14 protein-coding genes are annotated in these 13,447 nt (G+C 74.0%); 8 read left to right on the plus strand and 6 right to left on the minus strand.

Annotated features, from left to right (window positions below):
• Nucleotides 1–21: 21 nt before the first annotated feature.
• From Afe05nite_RS39570 to Afe05nite_RS39580, 3 genes are all read left to right on the plus strand, one after another.
• The gene (locus Afe05nite_RS39570) at nucleotides 22–1,254 is read left to right on the plus strand and encodes a sensor histidine kinase (protein WP_203822472.1); all 1,233 of its coding nucleotides are present in this window, start codon (nucleotides 22–24) and stop codon (nucleotides 1,252–1,254) included.
• On the plus strand, nucleotides 1,251–1,895 hold the full coding sequence (locus Afe05nite_RS39575) for a response regulator (protein ID WP_203822473.1): 645 nt from the start codon (nucleotides 1,251–1,253) through the stop codon (nucleotides 1,893–1,895). Before Afe05nite_RS39570 ends, Afe05nite_RS39575 begins: the two co-directional genes overlap by 4 nt.
• Before the next feature lie 62 nt (nucleotides 1,896–1,957).
• Nucleotides 1,958–2,911 carry an alpha/beta hydrolase gene (locus tag Afe05nite_RS39580; RefSeq protein WP_203822474.1) on the plus strand — a complete coding sequence of 318 codons (954 nt, stop codon included), beginning with the start codon at nucleotides 1,958–1,960 and terminating at the stop codon, nucleotides 2,909–2,911.
• Between the two features lie 457 nt (nucleotides 2,912–3,368).
• Here the strand turns inward: Afe05nite_RS39580 and Afe05nite_RS39585 are convergent, their stop codons facing one another.
• From Afe05nite_RS39585 to Afe05nite_RS39595, 3 genes are read right to left on the minus strand one after another with little or no spacing between them, the layout of a single operon-like run.
• Nucleotides 3,369–4,319 (minus strand): VWA domain-containing protein, encoded by a 951-nt coding sequence (locus Afe05nite_RS39585; RefSeq protein WP_203822475.1) that lies wholly within the window; start codon nucleotides 4,317–4,319, stop codon nucleotides 3,369–3,371.
• Nucleotides 4,316–5,311, minus strand: a complete 996-nt coding sequence (locus Afe05nite_RS39590; RefSeq protein WP_438869688.1) for a DUF58 domain-containing protein — start codon at nucleotides 5,309–5,311, stop codon at nucleotides 4,316–4,318. The genes Afe05nite_RS39585 and Afe05nite_RS39590 overlap by 4 nt, the downstream gene beginning before the upstream one ends.
• Nucleotides 5,293–6,420 (minus strand): AAA family ATPase, encoded by a 1,128-nt coding sequence (locus Afe05nite_RS39595; protein ID WP_203822476.1) that lies wholly within the window; start codon nucleotides 6,418–6,420, stop codon nucleotides 5,293–5,295. Before Afe05nite_RS39595 ends, Afe05nite_RS39590 begins: the two co-directional genes overlap by 19 nt.
• Before the next feature lie 472 nt (nucleotides 6,421–6,892).
• Between Afe05nite_RS39595 and Afe05nite_RS39600 the strand changes: the two genes are divergently transcribed.
• The 4 genes from Afe05nite_RS39600 to Afe05nite_RS39615 are packed head-to-tail and all read left to right on the plus strand — an operon-like array spanning nucleotide 6,893 to nucleotide 9,367.
• On the plus strand, nucleotides 6,893–7,099 hold the full coding sequence (locus Afe05nite_RS39600) for a hypothetical protein (RefSeq protein ID WP_203822477.1): 207 nt from the start codon (nucleotides 6,893–6,895) through the stop codon (nucleotides 7,097–7,099).
• Between the two features lie 10 nt (nucleotides 7,100–7,109).
• Nucleotides 7,110–7,613, plus strand: a complete 504-nt coding sequence (locus tag Afe05nite_RS39605) for a PH domain-containing protein (protein WP_203822478.1) — start codon at nucleotides 7,110–7,112, stop codon at nucleotides 7,611–7,613.
• Complete coding sequence (locus Afe05nite_RS39610) at nucleotides 7,610–8,959, plus strand: PH domain-containing protein (protein WP_203822479.1); 1,350 nt, start codon at nucleotides 7,610–7,612, stop codon at nucleotides 8,957–8,959. The genes Afe05nite_RS39605 and Afe05nite_RS39610 overlap by 4 nt, the downstream gene beginning before the upstream one ends.
• A 9-nt stretch (nucleotides 8,960–8,968) precedes the next feature.
• Entirely contained in the window at nucleotides 8,969–9,367 is a 399-nt protein-coding gene (locus Afe05nite_RS39615) for a thioesterase family protein (protein WP_203822480.1), read from the plus strand.
• A 51-nt stretch (nucleotides 9,368–9,418) separates the two neighbouring features.
• On the opposite strand, the gene Afe05nite_RS39620 is transcribed toward Afe05nite_RS39615, so the two are convergent.
• Nucleotides 9,419–10,357 (minus strand): carbohydrate kinase family protein, encoded by a 939-nt coding sequence (locus tag Afe05nite_RS39620; RefSeq protein WP_203822481.1) that lies wholly within the window; start codon nucleotides 10,355–10,357, stop codon nucleotides 9,419–9,421.
• An 88-nt stretch (nucleotides 10,358–10,445) separates the two neighbouring features.
• Here Afe05nite_RS39620 and Afe05nite_RS39625 point away from each other — a divergent pair, with 88 nt between their 5' ends.
• A complete protein-coding gene (locus Afe05nite_RS39625) occupies nucleotides 10,446–11,042 on the plus strand; it encodes a superoxide dismutase family protein (RefSeq protein ID WP_239118558.1) in 597 nt (198 codons plus the stop codon).
• Between the two features lie 105 nt (nucleotides 11,043–11,147).
• Here the strand turns inward: Afe05nite_RS39625 and Afe05nite_RS39630 are convergent, their stop codons facing one another.
• Both Afe05nite_RS39630 and Afe05nite_RS39635 read right to left on the minus strand, forming a co-directional pair.
• Entirely contained in the window at nucleotides 11,148–12,767 is a 1,620-nt protein-coding gene (locus tag Afe05nite_RS39630; protein WP_203822482.1) for an acyl-CoA dehydrogenase family protein, read from the minus strand.
• Nucleotides 12,764–13,384: a TetR/AcrR family transcriptional regulator gene (locus tag Afe05nite_RS39635; RefSeq protein ID WP_203822483.1), complete on the minus strand. Its 621-nt coding sequence runs from the start codon at nucleotides 13,382–13,384 to the stop codon at nucleotides 12,764–12,766. Before Afe05nite_RS39635 ends, Afe05nite_RS39630 begins: the two co-directional genes overlap by 4 nt.
• Between the last annotated feature and the right edge of the window lie 63 nt (nucleotides 13,385–13,447).

A 13,447-nucleotide genomic window follows, 5' to 3' on the forward strand; every position in this document is an offset into this window, starting at 1 on the left:
ACAGCGCCGTAACCTGCCGGGATGGAGACTATCGGCCCGGTCCAGCGGCACCATGCCACGGGGCCGCTGCGCACGCTGGTGCTGCGCCCGGAGGTGCCGCGCCCCGCCCCCCGGCGGCGGCTGCTGGGGTACGCGCTGCCACTGGGCCTGTTGGCGCTGATCGGACTGGGCTTCGCCGCGGCCGCGTACCTCGCGGACAACCGGAACCTGCCGGTCGTGGTGAACGCGCTCCTCGGGGCCGGGTCGGTGCTGCCGGTCGCGGTCTGTGTCCGATCGCCGCTCTGGGCCTGGCGTCTCGCGTACCCGATGATGTTCCTCGGCGCGATGAACGCCGGCCCGCGGGAGGCCTGGCCGTGGAACACCGTGCAGATCCTCGGTTTCCTGGTCGTCCTCGGCCGGCTCGCGGTCACCCAGTGGTCCGGCGTGACGACCTGGGCCACCGCTCTGAGCCTGGTCCCGGTCTTCCTGCTGGCCGCCCACGCCAACGCCTGGGGGGCCGCGTTCCTGCTCGTCGCGATCGCCGCGCTGGGCGACATCGTCTCGCGCCGGCGCCGCACCCGGCAGCTGCTCGAGGAGAGCAACGAGCTCACCGAACGGGAGCGGGCCCGGCGCGCGATCCTGGAGGAACGCACCCGGATCGCCCGGGAGATGCACGACGTGGTCGCCCACCACATGTCGATGATCGCGGTCCGCGCCGAGACCGCCCCCTACCGCCGGCCCGGCCTGCCCGCCGACGCCCAGGAGGAGCTGGCCGGCATCGCGGCGTCGGCCCGCGAGGCCCTGCAGGACATGCGCCGGCTGCTGGGCGTCCTGCGGGCCGAAGCGGCCGAGCCGGAGAGGACCCCGCAGCCCACGTTGTCCGACCTGACCGCCCTGGTGGCCACCGCCCGGACGGCGGGCGTGACAGTCACCCTGCGCACCCCCGACCGGCCCGCGCTCGGCCCGGACCGGCCCGGCGCGAGCGGGCCGGTGGGGCTGGCCGCCTACCGGATCGTGCAGGAAGCGCTGGCCAACGCCGCCCGGCACGCACCCGGGGAGCCGGTGGAGATCGAGGTCGGCGAGTCCGGCGGGCAGCTGGAGCTGACCGTCCGCAACCCCGTCCCCGGCACCGCCCCCGGACCGGCCCGAGGTGGTCATGGAATCGTGGGCATGCGCGAGCGGGCGACCCTGCTGGGCGGGACGCTGAGCGCCGGCCCGGCCGGATCCGGGTTCGTGGTGCACGCCCGTCTTCCCCTGGCCGAGGAGCCCGCATGATCAAGGTCCTGATCGCGGACGACCAGGCGATGGTCCGGCAGGGGTTCGGGGCCCTGCTCGGCGCCCAGCCCGACATCGTGGTCGTCGGCGACGCGGCCGACGGGGCCACCGCCGTCAGCCAGGCCCGCGACCTCGCCCCCGACGTCGTCCTGATGGACATCCGGATGCCGGTGATGGACGGCCTGGAGGCCACCCGGCGGATCGGCGCCGGGCCGAGGGTGCTGATCCTCACCACGTTCGACCTCGACGACTACGTCTACGAGGCGCTGCGCGCCGGGGCCAGCGGCTTCCTGCTCAAGGACGCCCCCGCCGCCGACCTGATCACCGCGGTCCGGGTCGTCGCGGCCGGGGAGGCCCTGCTCGCACCGTCGGTGACGCGCCGGCTGATCGCCGAGTTCGCCGCCCGCCCGCACCACGACCGGCCCCGGCCGGCCGCGCTCAACGCCCTCACCCCGCGGGAGACCGACGTGCTGCGGCTGATCGCGCGGGGCCGGTCCAATCAGGAGATCGCCGGCGAGCTCGTCGTCGCCGAGCAGACGGTGAAGTCCCACGTCGGGCGGATCCTCGCCAAGCTGGGCCTGCGCGACCGCGCCCAGGCGGTGGTGTTCGCCTACGAGACCGGCCTCGTCGTACCGGGGTAGGGGGCGAAGTGCGCTCCCCGGTGTGACGACCGCGGGGGTCTCCCGGCCGGAGTGTGCGGCCCATGCGAATCCTCCCGGGCGCGCTCGCCCTGGCCCTGCTCATCCCGATCCCGGCCACCACCGCCCCCGCCACCGCCGGCCCCGCCGCCGCGGCCGACCTCGCCCCGCCGGCGGGCGCACCCGTCGCGGCACCGGCCACGGCGCGGGCGACGGTCACCGCCGCCTACCGCGAGACGGCCGTCCGGATGCTGGCCGCCGGCTGCCCGTACGCCGGTTGGGCCGCCCGGGGCCGGCAGTTCCTGTTCTTCGACCCGGTCGGCGACGGCCGCACCGCCGAGGTCTTCGGCGACCTGGCCACCGCCCGGCGGATCGCGATCCTGGTGCCGGGTGTCGACACCACCCTCGCCGACTTCGACCGGGGCCTCGGCGGGGTGGCCCGGCGGGCGCCCGGCGTCCAGGGCCGCACCCTCTACCAGCAGCTCAGCAAGCGTGACCGGGACGTCGCGGTGATCTCCTGGCTGGGTTACGACCCGCCGGAGGGCGTGGGCCTCGCCGCCGCCACCTACGGCCGGGCCCGCTCCGGGGCCGATCTGCTGACCGCGTTCGTCCGCGACCTCGGGCGGTTGCGCCCGGCGGCCGCGATCACGCTCATCGGCCACAGCTACGGCTCCCTCGTCGTCGGCCTGGCCGCCCCCGGCCTGCCGGAGATCGGCGACCTGATCGCCCTCGGCTCGCCGGGAATGGGCGCCGGCCGCGCCGCCGATCTGGGCGGCGCCCGGGTCTGGACCGCTCTCGCCCGGCACGACTGGATCCGGCGGATCCCCCAGGTCCGGTTGTTCGGGCTGGGCCTCGGGAAACGGCCGTCCGCCCCGGACTTCGGCGCGTACGCCCTGCCCACCGACGGCGTGGCCGGCCACGACTTCTACCTCGCCGAGGGCAGCGCGACCCTGCGCGCGGTCACCGACATCGTCCTGACGGGTGGTCCTCGCCACGACCGGGGCGCCCGCGTTTCTTAAGTGGCGCTTAACGGGTACAGTCTCCGACGGCCCTCAAGCCCGACTACTTGTGGAGGTGATCGCTGTGCGAGATAGCGATCCTCCTAGTCGCGGCCGGGCCGGTCGTCAGCCCGTCAGCTGACATCGATCTCCGCCCGCATCCACGGTCCGCGCACTCACCCGTGCCGGGCCGGCCCTGTCGTGTGCGCCGCGACGCCGGATGCGTGGTGCCGGCCGCGACGTGATCTGCGCGCTTTCCATCGCCAGCTCACCGAGCGGAGTCAGTCATGAAGAACTTCGTCGCGCCCCTCAGCTTCACCCTCGCCGCGGCCTGGGTGGTCGTCCTGTTCGTGCTCGTGCACAGCAACTCGTGAGCGGCCATCCAGGCGGGCCACGCCCGCGCACCCGACACCCGGAACTCCGGCGCCGACAGGCGACCGGAGTTCCGTTCTTCACTCCCCGGACGGGCTTCTCGACGCTAGGGCAGCCGTGACGTCCAGATCAGACTGAGCCCGGCCGCGCACAGGCCGAACAGCAGGGCCACCCCGGCGTACCACTGGGTCACCTCGCGGGACTCGACGCGGTGGCCGATCGAGCTGCCCATGTCCTCGTAGACCTTCTTGAGCTCGCCGATCGACGCCGCCTCGTAGTAGTAGCCCTTGGTCGCCTCGGCCAGCTGCTGCAGCGACTGCCGGTCGACCGGCACGAGCTTGTTCTCGCCCTGGATGTTGACCACGCCGGTGTCGGTGCCGAACGCGATGGTGGACACCGGCACGTTCGCCTGCGACGCGGCCGACGCGGCGTCCTCGGTCGAGCGGCCCGACGTGCGGTAACCGTCGGACAGCAGCACGATGCGCGCCGGCGGGGCCCCGTCGGCGCCGTCGGCCGGCACGGTGCGGATCGCGTCGAGCGAGGTGAACACCGCCTCACCGGTGGCGGTCGCCTCGGCCAGGGTCAGTCCGTCGATGCCGCTGACCACCGCGGACCGGTCCTTGGTCGGCGAGACCAGCACGTTCGCCGACTTCGCGAACGACACCAGGCCCACGTTGTAGGTGGCCGGCAGCTCGTTGACGAACGACTTGGCCGCCTCCTGGGCCGCCTCGAGCCGGTTCGGCGCGACGTCGTCGGCGTCCATCGACAGCGACACGTCGATCGCCAGCATCACGGTGGCCCGCTCGAGCGGCTCCTCCCGGTCGATCGACGGCCGGGCCATCGCCGCCCCGAGCAGGAACAGGCTCAGCAGGAACGCGGCCGCCGACACGTGCCGCCGCCAGCCCAGGCCCTTGGGGGCGAGGGTGCGCAGCAGGTCGACGTTCGTGAAGCGCATCGCGTAGGTGCGCTTGCGGAACTGCCGCCACACGTACACGCCGGCGAGCGCGAGAACCGGCAGCAGCGCGAGCAGCCACCAGGGTTCCAGGAAACGGATCATCGGGTGGTCCCCCGGGTGCGTGCGTGGCGCTGGGCGGACACGAATCGGACCATGTCCAGCAACCAGTCGGTGTCGGTGCGCAGGCGCAGGTGGGCGGCGCCGGCCGCGCGCAGGGCGCGGGCGATGTCGCCGCGCTGGGCGGCCGCCGCCTCGGCGTAGCGGGCGCGCAGCTTGGCGTCGGAGGTCCGCACCTCGTGCAGCTCGCCGGTCTCCGGGTCGGCGAGAGCGAGCACGCCCACGTCGGGCAGTTCCAGCTCGCGCGGGTCGACGACCTCGATCGCGAGCACGTCGTGGCGGACCGCCAGCTTGCGGATCGGGCGGGCCCAGCCGTCCACCGGTGCCATGAAGTCGGAGATGACAGCGGCCACCCCACGCCGGCGAGGCGGCCGGTTGAGCATGTCGACGAGCTCGCCGAGGTCGGCCCGGCCGGGCCGGATCTCGGTGCGGGCGATGGCCCGCAGCAGCCCCTGCGCCTCCTTGCGGCCCGGCCGCGCCGGCAGCCGGACGTTGGGCGGGCGGGGCGGCTCGGCGGCGGCCTTGCGGCGGCCTCCGGCGGGTACGCCGGAGCCGGTGCCCACCACCGCGCCGATCCGGTTGCCCCCGCGCACGGTCAGGTGCGCCATCGCGGTCGCGGCGGCGATCACCAGGTCCCGCTTGAGCCACTGGGCGGTGCCGAAGTCGAGGCTCGCCGACAGGTCGACCGCGAGCCACGTCTCCAGCTCCCGGTCGGCGACCGTGCGCCGCACGTGCGGCAGCGTGGTGCGGGCCGTCACCGGCCAGTCCATGTGCCGCACGTCGTCGCCCGGACGGTATTCCCGGGACTCGCCGGCCTCGGTGCCCGGGCCCGGCAGCAGGCCGACGTAATCGCCCTGCAGCAGCCCGTCGAGTTTGCGGGTGACCAGCAGCTGGAGCCGCCCCAGCACCGCCTCGGCGCGGGCCGCGCCCTCCAGTGCCGGTGCCGAGATGTCGGGCCCTAGTGCGGAGCCGGCCACGCGCCACCTGCCTGCGGACCCACGCTCACCGGCGGCGCCGCGGGCGGGCCGCCGTTGGGCGAGGTGCCCTGCCGGGACGCCACCGACGGCATCGGGACGCTCTGCATGATGCGGGCCACGATGTGGTCGGCCGGGATGTCGTCGGCGAGGGCGTCGTAGCTGAGCACGAGCCGGTGCCGCAGGATGTCGGGCGCGATGTCCTGCAGGTCCTGCGGCAGCGCGTAGTCCCGGCCGCGCAGCAGGGCCAGCGCGCGGGTGGCCCGGACGATGCCGAGCGACGCGCGCGGGCTCGCCCCGTACTGGATCAGGCCGGCCACGTCGGGCATGCCGTGCTGGGCCGGGTCGCGGGTGGCCAGCACCAGCCGCACCGTGTAGTCGACCAGGGCGTTGTGCACGAACACCTGGTCGGCGCGGCGCTGCAGGCCGAGCAGATCCTCGGTGGTGAAGACCGCCTTGGGCTCGGGCGCGCTCACCCCCATGCGGTAGACGATCTCGCGTTCCTCGGCGTCGGTCGGGTAACCGACCAGGATCTTCATCAGGAAGCGGTCGCGCTGCGCCTCGGGCAGGGGGTAGACGCCCTCCTGCTCGATCGGGTTCTGGGTGGCCATCACCAGGAACGGGTCGGGGACCTCGTGGGTCCGGCCACCGATCGACACCTGACGCTCGGCCATCACCTCGAGCAGCGCCGACTGCACCTTGGCGGGCGCCCGGTTGATCTCGTCGGCGAGCAGGAAGTTGACGAACACCGGGCCGAGCTCGACGTCGAACTTCTCCGAGCTCTGCCGGTAGATCCGGGTGCCGACGATGTCGGCCGGCACCAGGTCGGGGGTGAACTGCACGCGGGAGAACGTGCCGCCGACCACCTTGGCGAGGGTCTCGACGGCCAGGGTCTTGGCGACGCCCGGGACGCCTTCGAGCAGGCAGTGGCCACGGGCCAGGAGGGCGACGAACATCCGCTCGACCATCCTGTCCTGGCCGACGATCACCCGCTTGACCTCGAACATGGCGCGTTCCAACTGGGTCGCGTCCTGTGCCGGGGGCACAGGGGCGCCGTGGGAACCCGGCCCGTTCGAACTCGGGTCGGTCTCGGGCGTGAACGGCTGGGCCACCGGGCCTCCACAGCGGTCGGCTTTGAAGCTGCTATCTAAGCGCGTCGGCGCCACGCCGACGAACAAGACTTACACGACCGACCTGAAAGCGCGCTCGGTGTAGCCGCATAACGCGCCGGGCCCGTGATCCGCCATGGCCCTGTCGTGTCGATCTTTCTGCGCGATACGCCGGATCGGGCACCCGCCGGGGTTGCAGCGGCCCCGAGTGAACCGTGTAACATTCGATTCGTCGCCGGGCGGCTTCCCCCGTGGTCGCCCGGCGGCGTAAAGGCCCTAGGTCCCCTCGGTTCGCTGAGAAGCGCGAACCTGGGGGCCTTTTTGTTTCTGCTCAGGGGCCGAGCCCCTGAAACCCACGGCGGCACCTCACGCAACCGGCGCACCTCACGCGGCCGGCGCACCTCGACGCGACCGGCGGGCCGAGCCCGTCAAACCCCATGGCGGGCGGGCCGGGGCGGCGGCTTAGGGTTGGGGGGTGGGTTGGGACGTCGATACGCAGTGTTCTGCGAAGGGCTGCCGGGCGTCGGCGGTGTGGGCCCTGCACTGGAACAACCCGAAGATCCACGAGGCGGACCGCCGGAAGATCTGGCTCGCCTGCGCGGAGCACCGCGACTCGCTGGGCACCTTCCTCGATCTCCGCGGATTCCTGCGCGAAGTGACGCCCTTCGGTGCCATCTCCTAGGCTTCAGTCTGTGACGCAGCCACCTGTCGATGCCCTGACCCCCTGGCCGGACACCGTCGTGTGGCGCCCGGTGTCGCCCAAGCTGATCACAGTGGAGCTCATCGCCCGGGTCGTGTGGGTCGTCGTGTTCCTCGCCGGGCTGGGCATCGGGTGGTACTTCGCGCCGCACTGGGCCTGGGGCGCGGGCATGGCGGCCGTGGTGGTCTACGCGATCTGGCGGTCCGTCGTCACCGTCCGGGCGGTCCACGCCTGGGGCTACGCCGAACGCGACCAGGACCTGCTCGTCAAGCACGGCCTGCTGGTGCGGCGGCTGTCCATCGTCCCGTACGCCCGGATGCAGTTCGTCGACGTCACCGCGGGACCGCTCGAACGGGCGTTCGGGCTGGCCACCGTGCAACTGCACACCGCCTCCGCGGCCAGCGACGCCAAGGTGCCGGGCCTGCCGCCGGCCGAGGCGTCCCGGCTGCGCGACCGGCTCACCGCCCTCGGCGAGGACCGGGCCGAGGGCCTGTGACCACCAGCCCGCCGCCTCAGCAGGTCACCGGCGAGGAACCCCGCAAACGGCTGCACCCGCTGAGCCCGATCCTGCACGGCGCCAAGAGCATCGCGGTGGTGGTGGCCGCCCTGTCCTGGCAGACGCTGTCCCAGGTGGGCCTGGAACGGTTCGCGATCGTCGTGCTGGTGCTGGCCCTCGGGGTGGTGATCTTCTCCCTGGTCGGCTGGCTGACCACCGGCTACCACGTGGTCGGCCGGGAACTGCGGATCTCCGACGGCCTGATCTGGCGCCGCAACCGGGCGATCCCGCTCGAACGGCTGCAGGCGGTGGAACTGCGCCGCCCGCTGCTCGCCCAGCTCACCGGCCTCGCCGAGTTGCGCCTCGAGGTGGTCGGGGGCGGCAAGACCGAGGCCCCGCTGGCCTACCTGACCGTCCGGGACGCGGCCGGCCTGCGCGAACGGCTGCTCGCCCTGGCCGGCCGCAGCCAGGCGCCGGAGCGGGCCGACGGCGGCGCGCCGGCCGCGGCACCCGTCGCGCCCACCCTCGAACGCCCGCTGCTGCGGGTCCCCAACCGGCAACTGGTGATCAGCCAGCTGCTCACCCCGCAGGCCATCTTCCTGCCGCTCGGCATCGCGTTCGTGGTCACCCAGACCCTGCTCGAGGCGCAGTGGACGTTCATCGGCATCGCCAGCACCATGACCGCGATGGCCGGTGTGCTGCTGCAACCGGTACGGCGGGTGCTGCAGGACTGGGACTTCCGGCTCGCGCGCGACCCGGGCGGACGGCTCGTCGTGCGCTACGGCCTGCTCGAGACGCGCAGCCAGGTCGTACCGCTCAACCGCGTGCAATCGGTCGGGGTGACCTGGCCGCTGCTGTGGCGCGCGCGGAAGTGGCTGCATCTGCGGCTCGACATCGCCGGCTACGCGGGCGAACCGGGCCGCGACAGCAAGCGCTCCGATCGCCTGCTGCCGGTCGGCGAGTTCGCCACCGCGCGCGGCCTGGTCTGGGACGTGCTGCCCGGAGTGGACCTCGCCACCCTGGCCACCACCCCGCCGCCGGCCCGCGCCCGCTGGGTGCACCCGTTCGCACTGCGCTACCTGGGCGCCGGCCTGACCCCCGAGGTGTTCGTCACCCGCTGGGGGCTGTTCACCCGCGAGATGAGCCTGGTGCCGTACGCCCGGCTGCAGAGCGTCCGGGTCGTGCAGGGCCCGGTGCAACGGTGGCTGGGCCTCGCCACCGTCTACGCGGACACCGCCGGCGGCCGCTCCGGAGAGGCCCGCGACCGCGATCTCGCCGAGGCGTGGGCGCTCGCCGAGCAGCTCGCGCTGCGGGCTCGCCTGGCCCGCGGTCCGGCTCGCTCCTAAGCTTCGGTCATGGAGCTTCCGGAGTTCGCACCCGGCACCAACGCCCGGGTGGAGTTGACCGTCGGCGACGCCGACACGGCCCAGTCACTCGGGTCGGGCGACGTCCCGGTGCTGGGCACCCCGCGGGTTCTGGCTCTGGCCGAGGCCGCGACGGTGGCCGCGACCGCCCGTCAGCTGCCCGGCGGCCTGACCACGGTCGGGGTGCGCGCCGAGATCTCGCACCTCGCCCCCACCCCGGTCGGCCGGCTGGTCACCGCCCTCGCCACACTCGCCGAAGTGGACGGGCGCAAGCTGGCCTTCGACGTGGTGGTGCGCGACGGCGAGACCCTGGTGGCCGAGGTCCGGGTCGAGCGGATGCTCCTGGACCGCCGGCGGTTCATCGCCCGCGCGCTCGGCGACCCGGACTGAAGCAGCCCGCGCGCTCGGCGACCCGGACCGACCAGTCGGCCCGGAAGCCGCTCAGATCAGCGCGCCCCAGCGGGCGGTCAGCTCGTCGCCGGTCGGCATCGCGGTCGCGCCGCCGTTGCGCTCGCAGACCAGGCCGGCCACCGCCAGGGCGAACCGCGTGCAGTCCTGCCAGCCCGCGAGCCCGGCCGGGAAACCGCCGCTGAGCAGGCGGCGGATCAGCGCGCCCATCACCGAGTCACCGGCGCCGGTGGCGTCGATCGCGTCGACCTTCGGCGCCGGCAGCATCGCGGTGCCGTCCGGGGCGGCCACGTAGGCGCCCTGCGCCCCGCAGGTCACCACGACCGCCTTGGCGCCCAGCCCGCGGATGTGCTCGGCGGCCGCGGCCGGCCCGGCACCGTCGTAGAGCACGACCGCGTCGGCCGAGCTGAGCTTGACCAGGTCGGCGGTGGCGAAGAACTCCTCGACCAGCTCGCGGTTGCGGGTCACGGCGGCGGCGTCGGGCAGCAGGGTCGGGCGGATGTTCGGATCGAAGACCCGCAGCGGCCCCGGGACCTGCCAGGCGGCGCGGGCGGCGTCCCGGAACGGCTCGCGGAGCAGGCAGATCGAGCCGGTGTAGAGCACGTCGGCCCCGGCGATCTCCGCGGTGTCCAGGTCACCGGGGGTCAGCAGCGCGTAGGACGGTGGCTCGCCGTAGAACGTGAACGTCGGCTCGGCGCCCTCGAACGTCGTCACGGCCAGGGTGGTGGGCACCCCCACCCGCTTCACGCCCCCGATGCCGACTCCCGCGGCACGCAGGAACGTGGCCAGCCGGTCGCCGAGGATGTCGTTGCTGAGTGCGCCGACATAGCGGACGTCACCCCCGAGCCGGGTGGCTCCCACCGAGACGTTGAGCGGCGCTCCACCGATCGCCTGCCGGTAGATCAGCTCGCCCTCGCGCTCCGTCTCGAGCAGGTCGACCAGAGCCTCCCCCATCACGACCGCGTACCCCATAGCCGCCCCCTTTTCCCCACAGCCTTGCGTCAGACTTCATTCCGCGCCAGTACCCGTCCGTTAGGTGGGCTTTTGGCATTATTTGGTGATGTTGACTCGCGCACTAGCCCTGGCCCTGCCCATCACGATGATCACCGGTTTCCCGCCCGCGCCCGACATCGCCCCGGCCCACCCCGCCTCCGCGACGGTCCCGGCCTCGCTGCCCTCGGTCGAGGTGGTCGGCACGTTCGCGGCATACCGCCCCGGCTCGACCGCGATCACCTACGACCCGGCGGTGGTCCCGGCGGGCGCGACGGCCAAGCTCTCGATCACCAGGACGGGGTACGGCACCGACGTCGCGGTCACGCTCACCGGCTTGACCGCCGGCCGGATGTACGGCGCCCACCTGCACGTGGGTGCCTGCGCCGCCGACCCGGAGGCAGCCGGCCCGCACTACCAGAACCACCGGGACCCGGTGACGCCGTCGGTGAACCCGGTCTACGCGAACCCGGGCAACGAGGTCTGGCTCGACTTCACCACCGACGCCGCCGGCTCCGCCACCGCCACCGTTTCGCACGGCTGGGACTTCCGCGCCGACGCCCCGCCGCACGCCCTGGTCCTGCACGCCGAGCACACCCACACCGCGCCGGGCGAGGCGGGAAAGGCCGGCGCGCGGGTGGCCTGCCTGACCGTGCCCAGCCGCTAGCCCGCCGACCGGCAACGCCCTGCCCGGCCGGTCAGGCCCAGCCGGTCAGGCCCAGCCGGTCAGGCCCAGCCGGGCGGTCAGGCTCGGGCGGTCAGGCTCGGCCGGTCAGGCTCGGCCGGTGATCGCGGACAGGGCGAGGCCGGGCGCCAGGGCGCCGTACTCGAGGCCGCGGTCGGGCCCCAGGCGGGCCGCCACGAAACCGTCCGCGATCGCCGCCGGGGCCTGGAGGATCAGCACCGCGCCCTGCAACGCCAGGGCCAGCGCCTCGACGACGCGGCGCGCCTGGCCGGCGGCGTCGGCGGGGGCGGCGAGGGCGCGGCGCACCAGGTCGCGGGTGGCCGCGAGGTGGGCGTCGAACGCCGGGTGCACGCCCCGGGCCGAGGCGATCTCGCGGTCGAACGCCTGCACCGACTCGGGTTCGCGGGCCATCGCTCGCAGCACGTCCAGGGCGATCACGTTGCCGGAGCCCTCCCAGATCGCCAGCACCGGCTGCTCCCGGTAGCGGCGGGCGAGCGGGAAGCTCTCGGTGTAACCGTTGCCGCCCAGGCACTCCAGGGACTCGTAGGCGTGGTTCGGCCCGCGCTTGCAGACCCAGTACTTCGCCACCGCGGTGGCCAGCCGGCGGAAGGCCACCGACTCGGCGCCGTCGTCGTCGTAGGCGGCCGCGAGCCGCATCGCGGTCCAGGTGGCGGCCTCGGCCTCGAGCTGGAGGTCGGCGAGCACGGCGGTCATCGCGGGCTGGTCGATCAGCAGCGCGCCGAACGCACTGCGGTGGCGTACGTGCCAGGCCGCCTCGGCGACCGACTGGCGCATGCCGGCGGCGGTGCCCAGGACGCAGTCGAGGCGGGTCTGGGCCACCATCTCGATGATGGTGCGCACGCCGCGTCCCGGTTCGCCGAGGAGCCAGCCGGTGGTGTCGTCGAGCTCGATCTCGGACGAGGCGTTCGACTTGTTGCCGAGCTTGTTCTTGAGCCGCTGGATGCGGAACACGTTGGGCTCGCCGCCGGGCAGCACGCGCGGGACGAGGAAGCAGGACAACCCGGCCGGGGCCTGGGCCAGCACCAGGAAGGCGTCCGACTGCGGGGCCGAGCAGAACCACTTGTGGCCGGTCAGCCGCCACGTGCCGGCGCCGGTGCGGACCGCCCGGGTGGTGTTGGCGCGCACGTCGGAGCCACCCTGTTTCTCGGTCATCGCCATGCCGAAGATCGCCGAGGCCTTGTCGTCGCGCAGCCGCGGGTCGTAGTCGCGGGAGTAGACCCTCGGCAGCCACACCTCGGCGAGCGCGGGGTCGAGGCGCAGTGCCGGAACGACCGCGTGGGTCATGCTCACCGGGCAGGCGTGACCGGCCTCCACCTGGGCGAACAGCATGAAGGTGGCGGCCCGTGCGACGTGCGCGCCGGGGCGTGGCTCGGCCCAGCAGCTGGTGTGCGCGCCGTGCTCGACGGCCGCGGCGAGGACCCGGTGGTAGGCGGGATGGAAGTCGACCGCGTCGACCCGGTTGCCCCACCGGTCGTGGCCGGTGAACACCGGCGGGTTGGTGTCGGCCAGCTCCGCGTCGCGCTGGAAGTCGGGCCGGCCGACCAGCTCGCCCACGCCGGCGAGGTGGCCGGTGGCCCAGCCGGCGCCGTACCGCTCGACCGCCTCGGTGAGCGCCGGGTTGATCAGGAACTCGTTGAGCCCGGCGCGGGGCGGGGCCTGGTTGACGACCTCATGCGTACCGTTCATGGTCCCTCCTCGGGGTGGGCGCCGAGCGCCCGGAAGCAGAACGCCCGGATGCCGTCGGCGACCTCGGCGGTGGGCTCGTCGCGGTCCGGCCGGAGCCAGCCGATCAGCGCCTCCGAGACCGCGCCCAGCACGGCGGAGGCGGCCAGCCCGGCGTCCTGCGGCAGGAACTCGCCGGTGGCCAGCCCGTCGCCGACGATCCCGGCCAGCAGCTCGGTGTAGGACCGGCGGTAGGCCAGGCGCTCGGCCTCGACGACCGGGCTGACCGGTTCGAAGAGCAGCGCCCACGCCATCCGCCGGCCCCGCAGGGCGCGCCCGCTGAACGTGTCGACGAGCGCGCCGAGGCGGTCGGTGGCCCGCGGTCCGGCGGCGGCCACCGCCGCCCGCACGACGTCGATCTCGTGGCCGGCGGCACCGCGGAACACGTCGGCGAGCAGGCCGTCGCGACTGTCGAAATGCGAGTAGACCGACCCGACGCTGACCCCGCACTCGGCCGCGATGGCGGCGACGGTGGCGGCCCGGAACCCGCCGGCGGCCACCAGACCACGGGCGGCACGGCGCAGGCCGGCGCGCTTGTCCTGAGCGTTCTTCCTGGTCAGGGCGGTCGGACGATAGGGCACGCAAAGATTGAACCACGATTCATTTCATGGCCACAACCACTGCGGCAGCCGCCCGCGGGCGGG

Origin of the sequence: Paractinoplanes ferrugineus (genome assembly GCF_016862195.1) — a bacterium.
GTDB lineage: Bacteria > Actinomycetota > Actinomycetes > Mycobacteriales > Micromonosporaceae > Actinoplanes > Actinoplanes ferrugineus.

Excerpts from the sequence above, each read along its gene's own strand:
- Afe05nite_RS39630 (WP_203822482.1), bottom strand. The coding sequence starts at position 12,767 with ATGAACGGTACGCATGAGGTCGTCAACCAGGCCCCGCCCCGCGCCGGG.
- Afe05nite_RS39580 (WP_203822474.1), top strand. The coding sequence starts at position 1,958 with ATGCGAATCCTCCCGGGCGCGCTCGCCCTGGCCCTGCTCATCCCGATC.
- Afe05nite_RS39620 (WP_203822481.1), bottom strand. The coding sequence starts at position 10,357 with ATGGGGTACGCGGTCGTGATGGGGGAGGCTCTGGTCGACCTGCTCGAG.
- Afe05nite_RS39575 (WP_203822473.1), top strand. The coding sequence starts at position 1,251 with ATGATCAAGGTCCTGATCGCGGACGACCAGGCGATGGTCCGGCAGGGG.
- Afe05nite_RS39585 (WP_203822475.1), bottom strand. The coding sequence starts at position 4,319 with ATGATCCGTTTCCTGGAACCCTGGTGGCTGCTCGCGCTGCTGCCGGTT.
- Afe05nite_RS39625 (WP_239118558.1), top strand. The coding sequence starts at position 10,446 with ATGTTGACTCGCGCACTAGCCCTGGCCCTGCCCATCACGATGATCACC.
- Afe05nite_RS39570 (WP_203822472.1), top strand. The coding sequence starts at position 22 with ATGGAGACTATCGGCCCGGTCCAGCGGCACCATGCCACGGGGCCGCTG.
- Afe05nite_RS39615 (WP_203822480.1), top strand. The coding sequence starts at position 8,969 with ATGGAGCTTCCGGAGTTCGCACCCGGCACCAACGCCCGGGTGGAGTTG.